The organism is Pseudomonas sp. SK3(2021) (assembly GCF_016772375.1).
GTDB classification, from domain to species: domain Bacteria; phylum Pseudomonadota; class Gammaproteobacteria; order Pseudomonadales; family Pseudomonadaceae; genus Aquipseudomonas; species Aquipseudomonas chlororaphis_I.
Genome location: NZ_CP061943.1, coordinates 1,975,728 through 1,994,434, shown reverse-complemented (window position 1 = coordinate 1,994,434; position 18,707 = coordinate 1,975,728). Strand labels below are relative to the sequence as shown.

The 18,707-nt window shown below is 63.3% G+C and carries 20 protein-coding genes; all 20 read right to left on the bottom strand.

Going from position 1 to position 18,707, the window contains the following annotated elements; translation table 11 throughout:
* Nucleotides 1–2 precede the first annotated feature (2 nt).
* The 20 genes from fliR to IF690_RS08945 all read right to left on the bottom strand — a co-directional run bounded on the left by fliR (nucleotide 3) and on the right by IF690_RS08945 (nucleotide 18,543).
* Nucleotides 3–785: a flagellar biosynthetic protein FliR gene (gene fliR, locus IF690_RS09040; protein WP_202699815.1), complete on the bottom strand. Its 783-nt coding sequence runs from the start codon at nucleotides 783–785 to the stop codon at nucleotides 3–5.
* A 3-nt stretch (nucleotides 786–788) separates the two neighbouring features.
* Complete coding sequence (fliQ, locus tag IF690_RS09035; protein WP_202699814.1) at nucleotides 789–1,058, bottom strand: flagellar biosynthesis protein FliQ; 270 nt, start codon at nucleotides 1,056–1,058, stop codon at nucleotides 789–791.
* A 24-nt stretch (nucleotides 1,059–1,082) separates the two neighbouring features.
* Nucleotides 1,083–1,832, bottom strand: a complete 750-nt coding sequence (gene fliP / locus IF690_RS09030; RefSeq protein ID WP_202699813.1) for a flagellar type III secretion system pore protein FliP — start codon at nucleotides 1,830–1,832, stop codon at nucleotides 1,083–1,085.
* Nucleotides 1,832–2,269, bottom strand: coding sequence for a flagellar biosynthetic protein FliO (fliO, locus tag IF690_RS09025; RefSeq protein WP_202699812.1), 438 nt, complete (start codon nucleotides 2,267–2,269; stop codon nucleotides 1,832–1,834). The genes fliP and fliO overlap by 1 nt, the downstream gene beginning before the upstream one ends.
* A complete protein-coding gene (gene fliN / locus IF690_RS09020) occupies nucleotides 2,270–2,737 on the bottom strand; it encodes a flagellar motor switch protein FliN (RefSeq protein WP_023968318.1) in 468 nt (155 codons plus the stop codon).
* 54 nt (nucleotides 2,738–2,791) lie between these two features.
* Nucleotides 2,792–3,760, bottom strand: a complete 969-nt coding sequence (gene fliM, locus IF690_RS09015) for a flagellar motor switch protein FliM (protein ID WP_009042741.1) — start codon at nucleotides 3,758–3,760, stop codon at nucleotides 2,792–2,794.
* Nucleotides 3,761–3,769: 9 nt separating this feature from the next.
* Nucleotides 3,770–4,273 (bottom strand): flagellar basal body-associated protein FliL, encoded by a 504-nt coding sequence (fliL, locus tag IF690_RS09010; protein WP_053277964.1) that lies wholly within the window; start codon nucleotides 4,271–4,273, stop codon nucleotides 3,770–3,772.
* A 167-nt stretch (nucleotides 4,274–4,440) separates the two neighbouring features.
* A complete protein-coding gene (locus IF690_RS09005) occupies nucleotides 4,441–5,805 on the bottom strand; it encodes a flagellar hook-length control protein FliK (RefSeq protein WP_202699811.1) in 1,365 nt (454 codons plus the stop codon).
* A 111-nt stretch (nucleotides 5,806–5,916) separates the two neighbouring features.
* Nucleotides 5,917–6,261, bottom strand: coding sequence for an Hpt domain-containing protein (locus IF690_RS09000; RefSeq protein WP_202699810.1), 345 nt, complete (start codon nucleotides 6,259–6,261; stop codon nucleotides 5,917–5,919).
* 30 nt (nucleotides 6,262–6,291) lie between these two features.
* Nucleotides 6,292–7,998 carry an ATP-binding SpoIIE family protein phosphatase gene (locus IF690_RS08995; protein WP_202699809.1) on the bottom strand — a complete coding sequence of 569 codons (1,707 nt, stop codon included), beginning with the start codon at nucleotides 7,996–7,998 and terminating at the stop codon, nucleotides 6,292–6,294.
* A 5-nt stretch (nucleotides 7,999–8,003) separates the two neighbouring features.
* The gene (locus IF690_RS08990) at nucleotides 8,004–8,309 is read right to left on the bottom strand and encodes an STAS domain-containing protein (protein WP_009047705.1); all 306 of its coding nucleotides are present in this window, start codon (nucleotides 8,307–8,309) and stop codon (nucleotides 8,004–8,006) included.
* A 119-nt stretch (nucleotides 8,310–8,428) separates the two neighbouring features.
* Nucleotides 8,429–8,878, bottom strand: a complete 450-nt coding sequence (gene fliJ / locus IF690_RS08985) for a flagellar export protein FliJ (RefSeq protein WP_009047704.1) — start codon at nucleotides 8,876–8,878, stop codon at nucleotides 8,429–8,431.
* A gap of 6 nt (nucleotides 8,879–8,884) precedes the next feature.
* Nucleotides 8,885–10,243 (bottom strand): flagellar protein export ATPase FliI, encoded by a 1,359-nt coding sequence (gene fliI, locus IF690_RS08980; RefSeq protein WP_202699808.1) that lies wholly within the window; start codon nucleotides 10,241–10,243, stop codon nucleotides 8,885–8,887.
* Complete coding sequence (gene fliH / locus IF690_RS08975; RefSeq protein WP_202699807.1) at nucleotides 10,233–11,054, bottom strand: flagellar assembly protein FliH; 822 nt, start codon at nucleotides 11,052–11,054, stop codon at nucleotides 10,233–10,235. The genes fliI and fliH overlap by 11 nt, the downstream gene beginning before the upstream one ends.
* A gap of 9 nt (nucleotides 11,055–11,063) precedes the next feature.
* Nucleotides 11,064–12,083, bottom strand: a complete 1,020-nt coding sequence (fliG, locus tag IF690_RS08970) for a flagellar motor switch protein FliG (protein ID WP_007922630.1) — start codon at nucleotides 12,081–12,083, stop codon at nucleotides 11,064–11,066.
* Nucleotides 12,076–13,863: a flagellar basal-body MS-ring/collar protein FliF gene (fliF, locus tag IF690_RS08965; RefSeq protein WP_202699806.1), complete on the bottom strand. Its 1,788-nt coding sequence runs from the start codon at nucleotides 13,861–13,863 to the stop codon at nucleotides 12,076–12,078. The genes fliG and fliF overlap by 8 nt, the downstream gene beginning before the upstream one ends.
* A 15-nt stretch (nucleotides 13,864–13,878) precedes the next feature.
* A complete protein-coding gene (gene fliE, locus IF690_RS08960; protein WP_007922633.1) occupies nucleotides 13,879–14,205 on the bottom strand; it encodes a flagellar hook-basal body complex protein FliE in 327 nt (108 codons plus the stop codon).
* Between the two features lie 128 nt (nucleotides 14,206–14,333).
* On the bottom strand, nucleotides 14,334–15,740 hold the full coding sequence (locus tag IF690_RS08955; RefSeq protein ID WP_202699805.1) for a sigma-54-dependent transcriptional regulator: 1,407 nt from the start codon (nucleotides 15,738–15,740) through the stop codon (nucleotides 14,334–14,336).
* A 5-nt stretch (nucleotides 15,741–15,745) separates the two neighbouring features.
* On the bottom strand, nucleotides 15,746–16,939 hold the full coding sequence (locus tag IF690_RS08950; RefSeq protein WP_202701368.1) for a sensor histidine kinase: 1,194 nt from the start codon (nucleotides 16,937–16,939) through the stop codon (nucleotides 15,746–15,748).
* A gap of 128 nt (nucleotides 16,940–17,067) precedes the next feature.
* The gene (locus IF690_RS08945) at nucleotides 17,068–18,543 is read right to left on the bottom strand and encodes a sigma-54 dependent transcriptional regulator (protein ID WP_023968308.1); all 1,476 of its coding nucleotides are present in this window, start codon (nucleotides 18,541–18,543) and stop codon (nucleotides 17,068–17,070) included.
* Between the last annotated feature and the right edge of the window lie 164 nt (nucleotides 18,544–18,707).

Sequence of the window (18,707 nt, the reverse complement as noted above, 5' to 3'; positions counted from 1 at the left end):
GTTCAACGCGCCTGTGCCAGGTTGCGCAGCAACTGCAAGGCCTCGACGGCCAGCGGTTGGTACTGGTTGAGAATGTCGCCCAGGCTGACCCAGAAAATCCCCAGGCCCAGCACCAGGGTCAACGGAAAACCGATGGAAAAAATGTTCAGCTGCGGCGCCGCCCGGGTCATCACGCCAAAGGCGATGTTCACCACCAGCAGCGCAGTGATCGCCGGCAATACCAGCAACAGCGCGGCCCCCAGCACCCAGCCGAGCTTGCCGGCGACTTCCCAGAAGTGGTTGACCAGCAGCGCACTGCCCACCGGCAAGGTGGTGAAGCTCTCGGTCAGCACCTCGAAAACCACCAGATGACCGTTCATGCCAAGAAACAGCAAGGTCACCAGCATGGTCAGGAACTGTCCGATCACCGCCGTCGAAACGCCGTTGGTGGGGTCGACCATGGACGCGAAACCCATGCCCATCTGTATCGAAATGATCTGCCCGGCGATCACAAAAGCCTGGAAGAACAGCTGCAAGGCGAAGCCGAACAGGGCGCCGATGATGATCTGTTCGGCAATCAGCAGCAGCCCGCCGAGGTCCAGCGCATTGACCGCCGGCATGGGCGGCAGGCCCGGCACCACCACGACGGTGATGGCCAGGGTGAAATACAGGCGGATACGGGTCGGCACCAGGGCCGTGCCGAAGACCGGCATGGTCATCAAGACGGCGCCGATACGGAACAGCGGCAGCATGAAGCTCGCGACCCAGGTGCTGATCTGCGTATCGGTAAGCGCCAGCAGAGACATGATTCAGCCGATCAACTGCGGAATACTGCCGTACAGCCGCAGGATGTATTCCATGAAGGTCTGCACCAGCCAGGGGCCGGCGACAATCAGCGTCACCAGCATCACCAGCAGGCGCGGCAGGAAGCTCAGGGTCTGTTCGTTGATCTGGGTGGCGGCCTGGAACATCGCCACCAGCAGCCCCACCAGCAGGCTGGGGATCACCAGGATGGCGACCATCATGGTGGTCAGCCAGAGCGCTTCGCGAAACAGGTCTACTGCGACTTCAGGCGTCATAGCGCGTCACCCGCCAACAAGGTTCTAAACACCACCGAAACTGCCCGCCAGGGTACCGATGATCAGCGCCCAGCCATCCACCAGCACGAACAGCATGATCTTGAACGGCAGGGAAATGATCAGCGGCGACAGCATCATCATGCCCATGGCCATCAGCACGCTGGCGACCACCAGGTCGATGATCAGGAACGGAATGAAGATCATGAAGCCGATCTGGAACGCGGTCTTCAGCTCCGAGGTGACGAAGGCCGGCACCAGGATCGTCAGCGGCGCCTGGTCCGGCGTCGCGATGTCGGTGCGCTTGGACAGGCGCATGAACAGCTCCAGGTCGCTGCTGCGGGTCTGGGCCAGCATGAAATCCTTGATCGGCACCTGGGCCTTGGCTACCGCGTCCTGGGCGCTGAGTTTCTCCGCCAGGTACGGCTGCAAGGCATCCTGGTTCACCCGGTCGAACACCGGGGCCATGATGAACAGCGTCAGGAACAGCGCCATGCCGGTGAGGATCTGGTTCGATGGCGTCTGCTGCAGGCCCAGGGCCTGACGCAGGATCGAGAACACGATGATGATCCGGGTGAAGCTGGTCATCAGCATGACGAACGCCGGAATGAAGCTCAGCGCGGTCATGATCAGCAGGATCTGCAGGCTGACCGAGTATTCCTGCTGGCCGTCGGCATTGGTGCCGAGGGTGATCGCCGGGATCGACAACGGGTCGGCCGCCAGCGCCAGCGGCGCCGCCAGCATCAGGGCCAACATCAAGAGAAGGCGCAACGGCATTACTTCTTATCCTTCTGATCCTTGCCCAGCAGCTCCATCAGGCGCTGGGCAAACTCCGGAGTCGCCTGCTCGGTGCTCGGCACCTGCACCGGCTCCTTGAGCACATGCAACGCCGTGATGGTGCCCGGCGTCAGGCCGAGCAGAATCTGTTCGCTGCCGACCTGCACCAGCACCAGCCGGTCCCGCGGGCCAAGCGCCCGCGAGCCGACCAGCTCGATGACCTGCCCCTTGCCGGCCGGCCCGGCATGCTGCACCCGGCGCAACAGCCAGGCGAGAAAGAAGATCAGCCCCACCACCAGCAACAGGCCTAGCACCAGCTGGGTCAGCTGCCCGGCCACGCCGCTGCTGCCAATCACTGGCGCGGCGGTACCGGCCGCCGGCTCGGCAGCCAGTGCCCAGAGCGGCCAGGCCAGGAACAGCGCAAGTGCCTTTCTCACTTAGCGCAGCTTCTTGATGCGTTCGCTTGGGCTGATCACGTCGGTCAGGCGAATGCCGAACTTCTCGTTGACCACCACCACTTCGCCATGGGCGATCAGCGTGCCGTTGACCAGCACGTCCAGCGGCTCGCCGGCCAGGCGATCGAGCTCGATCACCGATCCCTGGTTGAGCTGCAGCAGGTTGCGGATGTTGATGTCGGTGCTGCCGACCTCCATGGAGATCGATACCGGGATGTCCAGGATCACGTCCAGGTTCGGCCCGTCGAGGGTCACCGGCTCGTTGTTCTTCGGCACGCTGCCGAACTCTTCCATCGGCAGGCGGTTGGACGCCGGCGCGCTGGCCGCATCGGCCGCCAGCAAGGCATCGATATCGTTTTGCCCGGCATCGCCGGTTTCCTGCAGGGCGGCCGCCCACTCATCAGCCAGGGCCTGGTCTTCTGCGGAAGTCATTTCGTGTTCGTCAGCCATGTTGTCCTCGGCGGGCAAAAAATCATTAACAAAGCGAATTCATAACAACGCCGCTCAACGGCGCTCGATCGGCTCGATCACTTGCAGAGCCAGGTTGCCCTTGTGCGAACCGAGCTTGACCTTGAACGCCGGTACGCCGTTGGCGCGCATGATCATGTCTTCAGGCAGCTCCACCGGGATCACATCCCCTGGCTGCATGTGCAGGATGTCGCGCAGGCGCAACTGCCGACGGGCCACCGTGGCGCTCAAGGGCACATCCACGTCCAGCACGTCTTCGCGCAGGGCCTTGCTCCAGCGCTCGTCCTGGTCGTCCAGGTCCGACTGGAAGCCGGCGTCGAGCATTTCCCGCACCGGCTCGATCATCGAGTACGGCATGGTCACGTGCAGGTCGCCGCCACCGCCATCGAGCTCGATGTGGAAGGTCGAGACCACGATCGCTTCGCTCGGGCCGACGATATTGGCCATGGCCGGGTTCACTTCGGAGTTGATGTACTCGAAGTTGACTTCCATGATCGCCTGCCAGGCTTCCTTCAGGTCGACGAAGGCCTGCTCCAGCACCATGCGCACCACGCGCAATTCGGTCGGGGTGAATTCACGGCCTTCGATCTTGGCGTGACGGCCGTCGCCGCCGAAGAAGTTGTCCACCAGCTTGAACACCAGCTTGGCGTCGAGGATGAACAGCGCGGTACCGCGCAGCGGCTTGATCTTCACCAGGTTGAGGCTGGTCGGCACGTACAGCGAGTGCACGTATTCGCCGAACTTCATCACCTGCACGCCGCCCACCGCCACGTCCGCCGAACGGCGCAGCATGTTGAACATGCTGATACGGGTGTAGCGGGCAAAACGCTCGTTGATCATCTCCAGGGTCGGCATGCGTCCGCGGACGATGCGATCCTGGCTGGTCAGGTCGTAGCTTTTGACGCTGCCGGGCTCGGCGGCGTGTTCGGTCTGTACCAGACCGTCATCGACGCCATGCAGCAGCGCGTCGATCTCATCCTGGGACAGCAGGTCCTGCACGGCCATGTCGTGTTCCTACTGCAGTACGAAGTTAGTAAAGAGCAACTGCTCGACCACCACTTTGCCGACCTCTTTCTGGGCCACTTCCTGCACGCTGGCAGTGGCCTTCTGGCGCAGCATTTCCTGACCGACCGGAGTCGCCAGGGTGTCGAAGCTCTGGCCGGAAAACAGCATGACCAGGTTGTTGCGGATCACCGGCATATGCACTTTCAGCGCGTCCAGATCGGCCTGGTTGCGCGCCAGCAGGGTGATGCTCACCTGCATGTAGCGCTGGCGGCCGTTCTGCGTGTAGTTGGCCACGAAGGCCGGCGCCATGGGCTCATAGATGGCCGCCGGCTTGACGCTGCTGGTCGCCTCGGCAGTCTCGGCAGGCTTGCTCTGGGCACTGCTGTGCATGAAGTACCAGGTAGCCCCGACGGACAAACCGATCGCCAGCAACAAGGCCAGAACAATCAAGAGGATAAGCTTGAGTTTGCCTTTCCCGGCGGGGGTTTTCTCTGCTGCTTCGCTCTTCGCCATGCCAATAATCCGTCACTAATCGGGTTTTCACAGTCGCACGGCAAGGCAAGAGCAAGTGTTATGCCAGATTTGTCTGAAGCGAAGGGATAGGGCAGCGCAAAGCAAAAGATCGCCAGCCGCGGTATCGCGCGACGGGCGATCTTCTGTTCAATGGCGTTCTAAGCGGGTCAGGCGTAATAGTCGACGGCGCTGGTGCCAATGACCGTGCTGGTGCTGGCGGCGACTTCGGCGACGCTCGGCGGCAACTCCTCATCCCCGCCGTCCAGGCGCCCGCCACTGGCACTGGTGCCGTTGCTGCGGTGCTGCCCCTGCTGGGCCTGCTCCTGGCCCCCCTGCCAGTTGCGCGACTGGTCGGAAACGTTGACGTCCACCTGCCCCATGCCTTGCTGATGGAACATATCGCGCAGGCGATGCATCTGCCCTTCGAGGGCCTCGCGCACGCCGACATGGGCACTCATGAAGGTCACCTGGGTCTGCTGGTCCGGCACCATGTTCACGCGGATGTCCAGGCGCCCCAGCTCGGCCGGCTGCAACTGGATCTCGGCCGACTTCAGATTGACGCTGGACAGGTACATGACCCGGTTGACCACTTCCTCGGTCCAGCCACTCTGATGCATGGCCAGCGGCTGGTTCACCGGGACGGCGTTGGCGGTCTTGGGCGTGGCCGCCTGGGTCAGGGCCGCCAGGCGGTTGGCGAAATCATCGACGCGGGTATCGCTGGCAGCGCTCTTGAGGTCCTTGAGACCGTCATCGAGCAGACCGCTGAAGGCCTTTTCGCCGCCCTGCCCGGTGCTGTCCTTGTCCACCTGCAGGTCCAGCATATTGGCCATGCCGCTGGCGAAGGTCTGGGCCGAAGTCGGCCCGTCATCGGCCACAGTGGTTGGCGCTGCCTTGTTCTGCGCCTGGCTGGAAGCCGAGACATGGCCGCCCTGCTCCATGGCCAGGCGTACTACCGGCAGCGCATCGAGCGGGTCGGCCTCAGGGTCGAACTCCGGATCGACCGGCACCGGCGCCACAGTGCCGGCCACCAGCGGCGCAGCCGGCTGCGCTTGCGGCTGCACGTGCGGCGGTGCCGGAACCGGCGCGGCCGTCACTTCCGGCTCAGGGGAAGGCAACGGCACCGGCTGGGTCGCCTGCATCAGCGCCGGATCGAGGGTCGGGTCGACCGGCGCGCCGTCGGCCAGCGGCTGATCGCTGCTCGCGGCCTGATCGTCGGTGACCTTGTCGTCACTGGCAGCGGCCTTGTCGGCAGGCAAGGTTTTGCCGCTATCGGCAACCGCCGGCTCGGGGACGGCAGCCTTGCCCTGGCCCGGATCCACCTTGGCAGCGGTTTCGACACCTTTGTCGCGAGCCGGCTTGATGGCGCCGTCGGCGGCCGCTACCGGCTTGCCGAGCGCTTCCTTGGCGAACACCCGGGCAAAGCTTGCGCCTTTGTCCCCGGGCTCGGCGGCGCTGGCCTGGGGGGTGGCGGAAGCCGCTTGAGTCTTGGCCTGGGAGGCGGCCTGAAGCAGCATGTTCGGGGTAAGGGGCATGAAAACGGTCTCCGCTGCACTGGGATCGTAGGTACAGTTGGGAGACTTGATTGCAAAGGTCGAGCCAGCTTTGCTGGCTCGCGGGGAAAAGCCCGGGTTGCGGCGTTTTTTTCAGCAGTGAAAACGCTGGCGTTCCTGCTCGCACAGCTGCCGGACAATGGCGAATTCACCATCGATCTCGCCCACCAGCTGTTCGATACCGCGCAACGACGAGTCCTGGGCACGCTGCTCCAACTGATGACAGAGCTCGGCCAGGCGAATCGCCCCCATATTGCTACTGCTGCCCTTGAAGCTGTGGGCAGTGGCGACAAGTTGACGGGGGTCGTCGACCTTGTGCAACTGGCGCAAACGCTCTTCGGAGTCGCAAAGGAAGGTATCGAGCAACAACGGATACTCATCCTCCATGACTTCCTGTAATGCGTTCAGCACCTCGTGATCCAGATGAATATCAGCCACTTGCTCACTCCTTGATCAAGAATCGGCGAATTATGCCAGAGGCTCCCAAGAAAACTCCACGCAGGCACTGCGGCCATCGTCAGACCAACTGGCACGCCGGCTGAGCTGACGGATCAGGCTGACGCCGCGCCCGGACAGGCGGTCGCCATCGACGGGCCGCGCCATCACCCGCCCGACATCGAAACCACTGCCACTGTCCTCGACCCGGATCAGCAAACGACCGCCGGCACCCTGGGGCTCCACCTGCAGGTGTACCCGTACAAACCCCTCCTGCAATGCTTCGAGGCGTACCGCGCGCTCCCGGTAATAACGGGAAAACCCCTGGGCATCGCGCTTGAGGCTTGAGTCCAGGCGTAATACGCCATGCTCCAGGGCATTGGAATACAACTCGGCCAGCACACTGTAGAGCGCCCCGCTCTGCGCCCGCAGGCCATGCACTTCCAGCAGCAGTTGCAGCAGGTAAGGCAAAGGGTTGAAGCGTTTGAGAGTAGCGGCGCGATACTCGAAACTCACCGACCAGTCCAGCGGGCAGGACTGGCCACTGTCGGAGTACACCAGCGCCGGCGGCGTCAACTGCCAGGCCTCGAGCAGGCTGACCTCGACCATGCTCACATCGTCCCGCGCATCCCCACCAAACTCGCTCAGGGCCCGCTGGATCTCCTCGAACAGCAGGTCCGGCTCGCGGTTGGCGGCAAATACCTGCTGCAGGCGCTCGACACCGAACAACTGCTCGTTGGCGTCACAGGTGTCGATCACCCCATCGGACAACAGGAACACCCGGTCACCCAGGGCCATGGGAAAGACTTCGGTGCGGTCGTCGAATGCCTCGGCGCCCAGCACCCCCAGCGGCAGATGGTGCGCCACCAGTGGCACCCGCTCCCCGCTTGCCAGGCGATGCAGGTAGCCATCCGGCATGCCGCCGTTCCACACCTCCACCGCCCGCCGCTGGAAACTCAGGCACAGCAGCGTCGCACAACAGAACATGCCCACCGGCAGGATGCGCTTGAGCTTGGCATTCATCTCGCGCAGGGTTTCCGGCAGCCCGTAGCCCTTGGCCGTCATGCCGTAAAACACCTCGGCCAGGGGCATCGCGCCCACGGCCGCCGGCAAGCCGTGGCCAGTGAAATCCCCCAACAGCACATGCATGTCGCCCGTCGGGGTAAAGGCTGCCAGCAGCAAATCGCCATTGAACAGCGCGTACGGCGACTGCAGGTAGCGGATATTCGGCGCGCCCAGGCATCCGGAATGCGCCACCTTGTCGAACACCGCCTTGGCCACCCGCTGCTCGTTGAGCAGGTAGTCATGGTGCTGGGTGATCTGGTCGCGCTGCTGCAGCACGGTTTCCTGCAGGCGCCGCAAGCGATCCATGGCCTTGATCTTGGCCGCCAGGATCACCGGGCTGTAGGGTTTTGCCAGAAAGTCGTCGCCGCCGGCTTCCAGGCAGCGCGCCAGCGCTTCGCTCTGGGTGAGCGAAGTCAGGAAAATGATCGGCACCAGCGCTTCGCCAGCCAGATGCTTGATCTGCCGGGCCGCCTCGAAACCGTCCATCACCGGCATCATCGCGTCCATCAGCACCAGGTGCGGGCGCTGCTGGACGAACAGCTCCACCGCCTCGGCGCCGTTACTCGCCGTCAGCACCTCGTGCCCCTGGCGCCGGACGATGCTCGACAGCAACATGCGATCGCTCGTGCCGTCTTCGGCGATCAGCACGCACAGGGGTGACTCGGTCGACTGCATGCCAATCAACTGATATCGAACAGCTTGTCGAAATTGGAAATGGCGAGGATCTTGCGCACGTCCGAGTTGCTGTTGATCACTCGCACGTCGGAATCGTCGCCGCCGGCGTGATCGCGCAGCAACAGCAGCATGCCCAGGGCAGAACTGTCGAGGTAGGTGGCGTCTTTCAGGTCCACCACTATGGATTCGGGCTTTTTGTTGAGGCGCTCGTAGGACTCGCGAAACTCTTGGTGTCGGCCAAAATCGAAACGTCCCTTGATCGAAATCGTCAGTTTTTGCCCGTCCGGTGATACTTCAGTAACGACTGACATGATACCGCTTCCTTGTGATTGGCAATCTGTACAAGGTTTAGCACCCCGTACAAGCATGGGCAACCCGAACCGCCGAAGCGTCGCTGACGAGCATCTGGCGGCGACGAACGGAATGGCGCTCAGTACGGATCCTGGCGCGGCAGGCGCTGGGACAGCTCGTCGAGCAGCTTCTGCTCGCGCTTGTCTTCCAGTTGGCGGGCTTCATCGATGTAGCGCTGCACCAGCTTGCGCAAGCCCTCGACCCGGGCATAGGCCTGCTGCCAGGTTTCCCGCGCGCGGTTGAGGTTGTTCTGGTGCCAGGCCAGGCTTTGCCGCTGCTGTCCCACGGCGGTTTCCAACTGATTGAGGAAGTGCTGGTAGTTCATCAGCCATTGGCCGGAAACCCCGCCACTGCCCCGCTCGATCCACTGCTGCTGGTATTCGGCACGAAAGCGCTCCAGGTCCCCCAGCTTGCTTTCCGCCAGGCGCACCTGGCCCTGGAAATGCCCCAGGCGCTGGGCGGCAGTGCGCTCGGCGCTTTCGGCCATTTCGACCACGGGCGCCAGACGCGCGGCACGGCTGTTGGCCATGCTGGATCAGCCGCCCGGCGCCGGAGCGAAAACCATCTCCAGATGGGCTTCGCTTTCACCCAGGCTGATGCTGTCGTTGAGCCCCTGGCGCAGGTAGGCGACCATCGACGGCTGCAGCGAAATGGCGGTGTCGGTTTCGCGATCGCCGCCCGGCACATAGGCGCCAACGCTAATCAGATCGCGCGCCTGCTGGTAACGCGACCACAGCTGCTTGAAATACTGCGCGCGGGTCATGTGCTCCGGGGTCACCACCGCCGGCATGACCCGGCTGATGGACGCCTCGATATCGATGGCCGGGTAATGCCCCTCTTCTGCCAGGCGCCGTGACAGCACGATGTGCCCGTCGAGCACCCCACGGGCCGAGTCGGCGATCGGGTCCTGCTGGTCGTCGCCTTCGGACAACACCGTGTAGAACGCGGTGATCGAGCCGCCACCGGCCTCGGCATTGCCCGCGCGCTCCACCAGCTTCGGCAGCTTGGCGAAGACCGACGGCGGATAACCCTTGGTCGCGGGCGGCTCGCCGATGGCCAGGGCGATTTCCCGCTGGGCCTGGGCGAAACGGGTCAGGGAATCCATCAGCAACAGGACGTTCTTGCCCTTGTCGCGAAAATATTCGGCAATGCGCGTGCAGTACATGGCCGCGCGCAAGCGCATCAGCGGCGCATCGTCCGCCGGCGACGCCACCACCACGGAGCGCTTGAGCCCCTCTTCACCGAGGATATGCTCGATGAACTCCTTGACTTCACGGCCCCGCTCACCGATCAGCCCGACCACGATGATGTCGGCCTCGGTAAAGCGGGTCATCATGCCCAGCAGCACACTCTTGCCCACGCCGGTACCGGCGAACAGGCCGAGGCGCTGGCCACGGCCCACCGTCAATAATCCGTTGATGCAGCGAATGCCCACGTCCAGCGGCCGGCTGATAGGGTCGCGCTTGAGCGGGTTGATGGTCGGACCGTCCATCGGCACCCAGTCCTCGGCCTTCATCCCGCCCTTGCCGTCCAGCGCACGGCCGGCGCCGTCGAGGACCCGGCCGAGCATGCCCATGCCCATCGGCAGGCGGCCGGTATCGGCCAGCGGCACCACCCGAGCGCCAGGAGCGATCCCAGCGACGCTGCCGACCGGCATCAGGAATACCTTGCTGCCGGAGAACCCCATCACCTCGGCCTCGACCTGCACCGGGTGATAGCTGTCGTCGTTGATCACCATGCAACGCGTGCCCATGGCCGCCCGCAGGCCTTCGGCCTCCAGGGTCAGGCCAACCATGCGCAGCAGGCGGCCTTCGAGAATCGGCTGGTTCGGCAGTTCGGTGGCTTCGGCGTAGCTGCTCAGGCGCTTGCCGAAGCTGGTGCGGTCAAGGCGCATCAGCGGGGTCCTGCGCGAGGTCGACAGGGTCGACATCCGCGGCGGGCTTGCCCGTGGCGGCCCCCAGCTCGAGGCTCAGGTCCGGTTCAGCGGGATGCAAAGCCTGTTCGTGAAGCTGTCCGGACAGCTTGTCCATGATCTTGGCGATCCGGGTTTCCATGGTCGCGTCGATACGGCTGTGCTCGGTCTCGACCCGGCAGCCGCCCGGCAACATGGCCTCGTCCTCGACGATGCGCCAGCTTTCCTCATGGCGCTCGCGCAGGCTCTTGACCTGGGCGAAGTCCTGCGGATTGACGTACAGGCGCACATTGCCCACGCCCAACGGCAGCAGCTTGAGGGCCTCGCGCATGACATGCTCGATCTGGCTGGAGTCGATGGCCAGCTCGCGCTGGATCACCTGGCGCGTCATGTGCTGCACCAGGTTGACCAGGGCTTTTTCAATCTGCGTGTCCTGCTCGGCGATCGGCTCGAACAGATGGCCCATCAGCTTTTCCAGCGCCGCCAGCTTGGCGCTCAGGGCCACTTCGGCCTCCTGGCGAACCTTCAGCGTGGTGCTGTGGAAACCTTCCTTTTCGCCCGTGGCGAAGCCTTCGTTATAGGCTTCCTGGCGAATGCTCTCGAGCTCCTCGAGGGTCAGTGGCTGGACCTCTTCCAGCGGCACTTCCTCGATCTCCGCTGGCGGTTCTTCAACCGGTTCCGGCTCGGGCTCGGGTACATGGGGGTCGAAACTGGGCAGCGCCCAGACGTCGAAACCACCGACGTCCCGAGCGCGAATCAGGTCGCTGTGGGATTCATCACTGCTGGACGACATAAAGCGACCTTAGATCATTTCTTCGCCGCCCTTCCCGCCGAGAACGATTTCTCCGGCTTCGGCCATACGGCGGGCAATGGTGAGGATTTCCTTCTGCGCGGTTTCCACATCGCTGACGCGCACCGGGCCCTTGGCCTCGAGGTCGTCGCGCAGCAGTTCGGCAGCCCGCTTGGACATGTTCTTGAAGATCTTTTCCTTGACGCCTTCGTCCGACCCCTTGAGGGCCAGGACCAGCACGTCGGAAGACACTTCGCGCAGCAACGCCTGGATGCCGCGGTCGTCGACATCGGCAAGGTTGTTGAACACGAACATGAGGTCTTCGATCTGACCGGACAGGTCTTCGTCGACTTCGCGGATCGAGTCCATCAACTGGCCTTCGATCGAACTGTCGAGGAAGTTCATGATGTCGGCAGCGCGCTTGATACCCCCCAGGGTGGTACGCGAGGCGTTGGAGTTGCCGGCGAACTGCTTCTCGAGAATCTGGTTGAGTTCCTTCAGGGCGGCTGGCTGCACGGTATTGAGCGAGGAAACCCGCAGAATGATGTCCAGGCGCGCCTTGTGGTCGAAGTTGCCGAGCACTTCGCCCGCCTGGTCCGGATCGAGGTACGCCACCACGATCGCCTGGATCTGCGGGTGCTCGTAACGGATCACGTCCGCCACGGCGCGCGGCTCCATCCACTTCAGGCTGTCCAGGCCGCTGGTGTTGCCGCCCAGCAGGATGCGGTCGATCAGGCCGTTGGCCTTGTCCTCGCCCAGGGCCTGGGTGAGCATCTTGCGCACATAGTCGTCGGAGCCCACGCCCAGGCTGGTCTGGTCGCCGACGATGTCGACGAACTCGCTCATCACCTGTTCGACCTGCTCGCGATGCACGTTACCCATCTGCGCCATGGCCACGCCCACTCGCTGGACCTCCTTGGGGCCCATGTGGCGCAGCACCTGCGCGGCATCGGTGGAGCCCAGGGACAGCAGCAGAATCGCAGCCTTGTCGACCCGGGTCAGTTTGGCGGTAGCGGCTCGGTTATCACTCATCTGCGTTAATCCACTCTTTCACGACCTGGGCCACTCGACCCGGGTCTTCTGCCACCAGACTCTTGATTGCGTTCAACTGTGCGTCATAGCCTTCGCTCGGGCTAGGCAGCAGGATGCTTTGCGGGCCGCCGAGGCTGACGCGATCGTTGGCCAGCTCGCCATCCAGGCCGCCCATGCCGCCGAGCTCGACATCGCTGCCAAACCCTGCCAGTTGCTTGCCCTTGCCGCCACCGGTGATGTTGTTGAGCACCGGGCGCAGCACACCGAACACCAGGACCAGGATGAAGAGCACGCCCAGGACCTGCTTCACGATGTCCCAGAACCAGGGCTGCGAGTAGAACGGAATGTCGGCGATCACTTCACCGCGATCGGCCGAGAACGGCACGTTGATCACGCTGACACTGTCGCCACGACTGGCGTCGAAGCCCACGGCGTCCTGGACCAGGCGGGTAAAGCGCGCCAATTCGTCGGCGCTCCAGGGCGCGCGGGTGGTTTCGCCGTTGGCCGGGTTGACCTTGACCTGATCGTCCACCACCACCGCCACCGACAACCGGTTCAGGCGACCCTGCTGTTGCTTGGTGTGGCTGATGGAGCGATCCAGCTCGAAGTTCTTGGTGGATTGTTGACGCTTGTCGTTGGGGTACGGCGCCAGCATCGGCTGGCCGGTAGCCGGGTCCATGATCTGCTGGCCGTTGGCGTCCAGCAGCGGCTGGCCTGGCTGCACCATGCCGGCGGCAGCGGTGGCGCCACCGGTGGTCTGCGGCGCACTGGCCGGCGACGGTGGCTGGTTACTCAGGGCGCCAGGAACGCCTTGCGGGCCCAGGCTGCTGGAGCGTTGTTCGTTGACCGACTGCTCGCTGCGCAAGGCCGGCTGGTCCGGGTTGAACTGTTCGGAAGTCGACTCGACCGCACTGAAGTCCACATCGGCGGACACTTCGGCCTTGTAGCGGTCATTGCCCAATATCGGCTGCAGGATGTTGTGCACGCGCTGGGTCAGCATGCTTTCCATGCGGCGGCTGTAGTCGAATTGCTTGCCGGCCATGGTCAGTTCGGAGTTTTCCGCCTGGTCGGAGAGCAGATTGCCCTTCTGGTCGACCACGGTGACCTGCGACTTGCTCAGCTCGGGAACGCTGGTCGCCACCAGATTGACGATGGCCACCACCTGGCCCGGCTCCAGCGAGCGACCGGAGTACAACTCGACCAGTACCGAAGCGCTGGGCTTGCGCTCGTCGCGCACGAACACCGAGCTTTTCGGGATCGCCAGGTGCACGCGCGCGCCCTTGACATTGTTCAGGCTGGAAATGGTCCGCGCCAGCTCGCCTTCCAGGCCGCGACGGTAACGGGTCGCCTCCATGAACTGGCTGGTGCCCAGGCCCTGCTCTTTATCGAGAATCTCGAAACCGATATTACCGTCGCCCGGCGCCACGCCGGCAGAGGCCAGCTTGAGGCGCGCCCGCGGCAGGTCGTCGGCCTTGACCAGCAAGGCACCGGAGTTGGGCTCGACAGTGTAGGGAATGTCGGCGGAGGCCAGGGTGTCCATGACCTGCTTGGCGTCCATGCCGGCAAGGCTGCCGTACAACGGACGGTAATCGGGTTGCTGGGACCACAACACCACGGCAAAACCAATCGCCACGCTGGCAGCCAGACCGACCATGAGGCCAACCTGACGCAACATGGTCATCTCGGAGAGGTTTTCCAGAAAGGACAACCCGAACAGCGGCGGCTTGCCTTCTGTCGGAGCGGCCTTGGCCGGTACGTTATCGGCGACTGCTTCTGCCATGACTCAATCTCGTCCTTAAACCGGCATCTGCATGATGTCTTGGTACGCCTGAACCAGCTTGTTGCGCACCTGGGTCAATGCCTGGAAGGACACACTGGCCTTCTGCGAGGAAATCATCACGTCGGTCAGGTCGACACCGCTCTTGCCGATTTCGAAGGCACTGGCCAACTGGCTGGAGGCCTGCTGAGTGTCGTTGACCTTGTTTACCGCCTGCCCAAGCATGTCGGAAAAACTGCTGCCGCTCACCTGCGGCACCGCGGCCGATTTTGGCTGGGCCATGGCGTCCATTTGCATGGCCCGCATGTCCAACATCAACCGATTAAATTCAATACCTTGGCTCATGGTCTACTCTCTCCGACGACCCGCATTTTTTTGACACTCACGCAGCGGTTAGTGAGGTGTTAGCAACAAGGGTGCCAGCTCCGCGGAGACACCGAACAAAAGCCTGCACGGCTTCAGCCTTAAACGATTCATGTTGCAAACAGATACGCCTCGACATCCATTCCGGCATCGCGCATTTGCGCCAACTTGTAGCGCAAGGTTCGCGGGCTGATACCCAGGCGCTCGGCCGCCTCCTTGCGCCGGCCGCGCTCGGCCCGCAAGGTGTCGATGATCATCTGGAATTCCCGACGCCGCAGATCATCGCCCAAGCCCCCCGCCGACTCGGCGGGCGGCACCTCGGCCTCCACCGGCGCACTGCGCGCCGCCACCGGGGTCGGTGCCATGGCCGGCAAGGGCGCACAGGCCAGCGGCCCGCCCAGGCAGAAATCTTCCGGCTGGATCAGGCCGCCCTGCTGCAGGATCAGTGCACGCTGGATCGCGTTGTCCAGTTCGCGCACATTGCCCGGCCATGGATAACCGAGCAGGCACGCCTGTGCTTCGGCGGACAGCCGGGCGGCAGCGTGTTTCATTTTATTGACGTGCCTGGCCAGCAGGCGCTCGGCCAGCGGCAGGATATCGGCGGTACGCTCGCGCAGCGGCCGCCAGGCCAGCGGGAATACCGACAGCCGATAGTAAAGGTCTTCCCGGAACCGCCCCGCCGCCACTTCACCGGCCAGGTCGCGGTTGGTGGTCGCCACCACGCGGATATCCAGGGCGATGGGCTTGCGCGCGCCTACCCGCTCGACTTCGCGCTCCTGCAACACTCGCAACAGCTTGGCCTGCAGGGCCAGGGGCATTTCGGAAATCTCGTCCAGCAGCAGGGTGCCGCCATCGGCCTGTTCGAACTTGCCGGGCTGGGCGGCGATGGCGCCGGTAAAGGCGCCCTTCTCATGACCGAACAGTGTGGCTTCGAGCATGTTGTCCGGAATCGCCGCGCAGTTGATGGCGATAAAGGGCTGGCTGGAGCGATGGGACTGCTGGTGAATGTAGCGCGCCAACACCTCTTTGCCGGTGCCGGACTCGCCAGAGATCAACACCGTGGAATCGCTGCGAGCGACCCGCGCCGCCAACTCGAGCAGTTGCGCACTGGCCGGCTCGAATGCCACCGGCCCTTCGCCCTCCGCCGCCCCCAGGCAACCCAGGGCATGTCGCGCCACCAGGTCCAGCAGGGCCTTGGGCTCGAAGGGCTTGACCAGGTAGTCGGCGGCGCCTTGACGCATGGCCTCGACCGCACGCTCGACCGCACCATGGGCGGTCATCAGCAATACCGGCAATTGCGGTTGGCGCGCACGCAGCAGGCCCAGCAACTGATGGCCGTCCATGCCCGGCATATTGACGTCGCTGACCACCAGGCTGAACGACTCGCCAGACACCGCCTCCAACGCTTCTTCCGCGCTGCCGACCGCCTTGTAGTCATGACCGGCCAACAGCAGCGTATCCGCCAGGGCCTCGCGCAGGGCGCGATCGTCTTCAACCAGTAGTACCTTGATTGCCATTACCTTCACTCCACTCCTTGAGCGCTGGAGAACAGCGGCAGAACCACCAGCGCACATGTGCCGCGCCCAGGACGCGAGCGCAGCAGCAATTCTCCCTGATGGGCACGCGCCACCGCCTTGACGACTGTCAGGCCCAGGCCGGTTCCTGTGGTCTTGGTGGTGAAAAACGGCTCACCCAGGCGCGCCAGCACCGCGGCGTCGATACCACTGCCGCTATCGCTGACACACAGCCGCAGGTTGTTGCCACGGGTGTAAAGATGGACTTTCAAACGCACCTGGCCGGCACTGGCCTGGATGGCGTTCTCGATCAGGTTGAGCACCGCCCCCACCAGCGTGTCGCGGTTGCACAGCAACTCGCCGGCATGGCTGTCGCACTGCCAGCGCACGGGCACCTCCTGCACATGGGTCAAGGCTGCTGCCTGCAGCGATTGCAGCAGCGCCTTGGGCGTCACGCGGTCAGTCAGCGGCAACTCGCCCCGGGCGAACACCAGCATGTCGCGGACCTGATGCTCCAGCTCATGCAACCGCTCCTTCAGTCGCCCGGCAAAGCGCTGCTGGGTAGCGACGGGCAGCTCCTGCTCCGTCAGGTGGCTGGCGTACAACAGCGCGGCGGACAATGGCGTACGAATCTGATGCGCCAGGGACGCCACCATGCGCCCGAGGGACGACAGGCGCTCATGACGGGCCAGTTGATCTTGCAAGTGACGGGTTTCAGTCAGGTCGTTGAGCAGCACCAGTTGGCCTGGCTCGGCGTCCAGCGAACGGGTGGCGATCGACAATCGCCGTCCATCCTTCAGCGAGATTTCATGGCCGTCGTCTTCTCGTGGCGCGAAGCAACGGGCGATGACATGCCGCCACAGCTCGCCCTCGAGAGGCAGGCCCAGCAGGTCGCAGGCAGCAGGATTGGCTTCGCGGACAATACCCTGGGCGTCGATGACGATGACGCCGCCAGGCAATAGATCGAGGAGGTTTTGCAGACGGTTGGCCAGACGCTCTTTTTCCGCCAACTCCTGCATGCGCTGGGCACTGACCACGGCCAGCTCACCCTTGAGCTCGGTCACCCGAGCCTCAAGCATGCTGTAGGAGTCGGTAAGCTGGCTCGACATCTGGTTGAACAAGGCGAACGCCTGCTCAAGGCCAAGCCGGCTTGCCTGCTCTACGGACGACGATTGCCCCTGGGCTTCAGGAACAGGAGACATCTGGGCGGCTTGGGGCATCGTGCTCTCTCGCGTGGCTGACCGTCAGTTAAACGGAACGTTGAGAGAGGCTTAGCAATACCCGTGCCGGAAAAAAACCGCCCGGTTTTCAACAGGTTAAAAAACAGGCGTCAATCCTCCGCCTGTTCATCACCCTCGCGACGGCTCATGCCGTACTTGCGCATCTTTTCCACCAGCGTCGTGCGACGGATACGCAAGCGCTCCGCAGCCCGCGCAACAATGCCGTTGGCGTCGTCGAGCGCCTGCTGGATCAGCCCCTGCTCCAGACCACCGAGGTAATCCTTCAGGTCCAGGCCCTCCGGCGGAAGCATGGCGGTGGCGGCGAAGTCCGGCGTGTGGCCATTGATCGCCACCCGCTCTTCCAGGTCGCTGCGCAGGCTGTCCACCAACTGCTCGTCTTCGTCGTCGACATAGCGGAACTTCTTCGGCAACTCGACCACGCCGATAACACCATAGGGATGCATGATCGCCATGCGCTCCACCAGGTTGGCCAGCTCGCGGACGTTGCCCGGCCAGCCATGGCGGCAGAGCGACATGATCGCCGCGGAGTTGAAGCGGATCGAACCGCGCTTCTCGTGCTCCATGCGCGAGATCAGCTCGTTCATCAGCAGCGGAATGTCTTCCACCCGCTCACGCAGCGGCGCCATCTCGATCGGGAACACGTTCAAGCGGTAATACAGGTCTTCGCGGAAACTGCCGACCTCGATCATGCTCTCGAGGTTCTTGTGAGTCGCCGCGATGATCCGCACGTCGACGCTCTGGGTCTTGTTGCTGCCCACGCGCTCGAAGGTACGTTCCTGCAGCACGCGCAACAGCTTGACCTGCATCGGCAGCGGCATGTCACCGATTTCGTCGAGGAACAGGGTGCCGCCGTTGGCCAGTTCGAAACGCCCGGCACGGCTGGTGATGGCTCCGGTGAAGGCGCCCTTCTCATGGCCGAACAGTTCGCTCTCCAGCAACTCGGCCGGAATCGCCCCACAGTTGACCGGCACGAACGGCGCTTCGCGACGCTTGGAGTGGTAGTGCAGGTTACGCGCAACCACTTCCTTGCCAGTCCCGGACTCGCCGAGAATCAGCACGCTGGCGTCGGTATCGGCCACTTGCTGCATCATCTGCCGGACATGCTGGATCGCCCGGCTGGTGCCGACCAGACTGCGAAAGAGGTTGGGCTCACGATGGCGACCACGCTCACGGGCCTGATCGTACATCTCACGATAGACCTGGGCGCGGTGCAGGGAATCGAGCAACTTGCTGTAGCTGGGTGGCATTTCCAGGGTGGAAAGCACTCGACGACGCTGGTCTTCCGGCAAGTCAATGGAAGAATTATCGCCCATTAACAAAACTGGAAGGAACTCATCCCAGGTTGAGAGTGTCTTTAACAGGCCCAGAAGTGCACCAGGAGCATTTACAGTCCCGATGAGGACACAGATTACTTCACGACTTGATGACAATGAGCCGACAGCCTGCTGCCAGTCATGGCTACCGCAGGGTAAATTTTCTTCGCCAAGAAAATTTAAAATCACCGCCAGGTCGCGGCGGCGGACGCTATCGTCATCAATCAGCAGAATTTTGGTTTCACGCCACATGCAATAGCAACTTCCCTAGTCAACTCAATGCCCGGAATCAGGGCAAGCTAGACGCTTGTAGGCATTTTGAGCCTGATAGACGTCTGAAATCTGAAAACAGCCACTAGTTAAGTCAAAAAAGCGTGCACAGTCAAATTTATGGCGCACTGGATTCGGATTAACTT

Bases quoted from the DNA above. Each gene is read 5' to 3' on its own strand.
- IF690_RS08995 (WP_202699809.1), bottom strand. From the start codon at position 7,998: ATGCAGTCGACCGAGTCACCCCTGTGCGTGCTGATCGCCGAAGACGGC.
- IF690_RS08955 (WP_202699805.1), bottom strand. From the start codon at position 15,740: ATGGCAATCAAGGTACTACTGGTTGAAGACGATCGCGCCCTGCGCGAG.
- IF690_RS08945 (WP_023968308.1), bottom strand. From the start codon at position 18,543: ATGTGGCGTGAAACCAAAATTCTGCTGATTGATGACGATAGCGTCCGC.
- fliM (WP_009042741.1), bottom strand. From the start codon at position 3,760: ATGGCCGTGCAGGACCTGCTGTCCCAGGATGAGATCGACGCGCTGCTG.
- IF690_RS09005 (WP_202699811.1), bottom strand. From the start codon at position 5,805: ATGCCCCTTACCCCGAACATGCTGCTTCAGGCCGCCTCCCAGGCCAAG.
- fliI (WP_202699808.1), bottom strand. From the start codon at position 10,243: ATGCGCCTTGACCGCACCAGCTTCGGCAAGCGCCTGAGCAGCTACGCC.
- fliR (WP_202699815.1), bottom strand. From the start codon at position 785: ATGTCTCTGCTGGCGCTTACCGATACGCAGATCAGCACCTGGGTCGCG.
- fliH (WP_202699807.1), bottom strand. From the start codon at position 11,054: ATGTCGTCCAGCAGTGATGAATCCCACAGCGACCTGATTCGCGCTCGG.
- fliE (WP_007922633.1), bottom strand. From the start codon at position 14,205: ATGAGCCAAGGTATTGAATTTAATCGGTTGATGTTGGACATGCGGGCC.
- IF690_RS08990 (WP_009047705.1), bottom strand. From the start codon at position 8,309: ATGTCAGTCGTTACTGAAGTATCACCGGACGGGCAAAAACTGACGATT.
- fliN (WP_023968318.1), bottom strand. From the start codon at position 2,737: ATGGCTGACGAACACGAAATGACTTCCGCAGAAGACCAGGCCCTGGCT.
- fliG (WP_007922630.1), bottom strand. From the start codon at position 12,083: ATGAGTGATAACCGAGCCGCTACCGCCAAACTGACCCGGGTCGACAAG.
- fliJ (WP_009047704.1), bottom strand. From the start codon at position 8,878: ATGGCCAACAGCCGTGCCGCGCGTCTGGCGCCCGTGGTCGAAATGGCC.
- fliQ (WP_202699814.1), bottom strand. From the start codon at position 1,058: ATGACGCCTGAAGTCGCAGTAGACCTGTTTCGCGAAGCGCTCTGGCTG.
- fliP (WP_202699813.1), bottom strand. From the start codon at position 1,832: ATGCCGTTGCGCCTTCTCTTGATGTTGGCCCTGATGCTGGCGGCGCCG.
- fliF (WP_202699806.1), bottom strand. From the start codon at position 13,863: ATGGCAGAAGCAGTCGCCGATAACGTACCGGCCAAGGCCGCTCCGACA.
- fliL (WP_053277964.1), bottom strand. From the start codon at position 4,273: ATGGCGAAGAGCGAAGCAGCAGAGAAAACCCCCGCCGGGAAAGGCAAA.
- IF690_RS08950 (WP_202701368.1), bottom strand. From the start codon at position 16,939: ATGTCTCCTGTTCCTGAAGCCCAGGGGCAATCGTCGTCCGTAGAGCAG.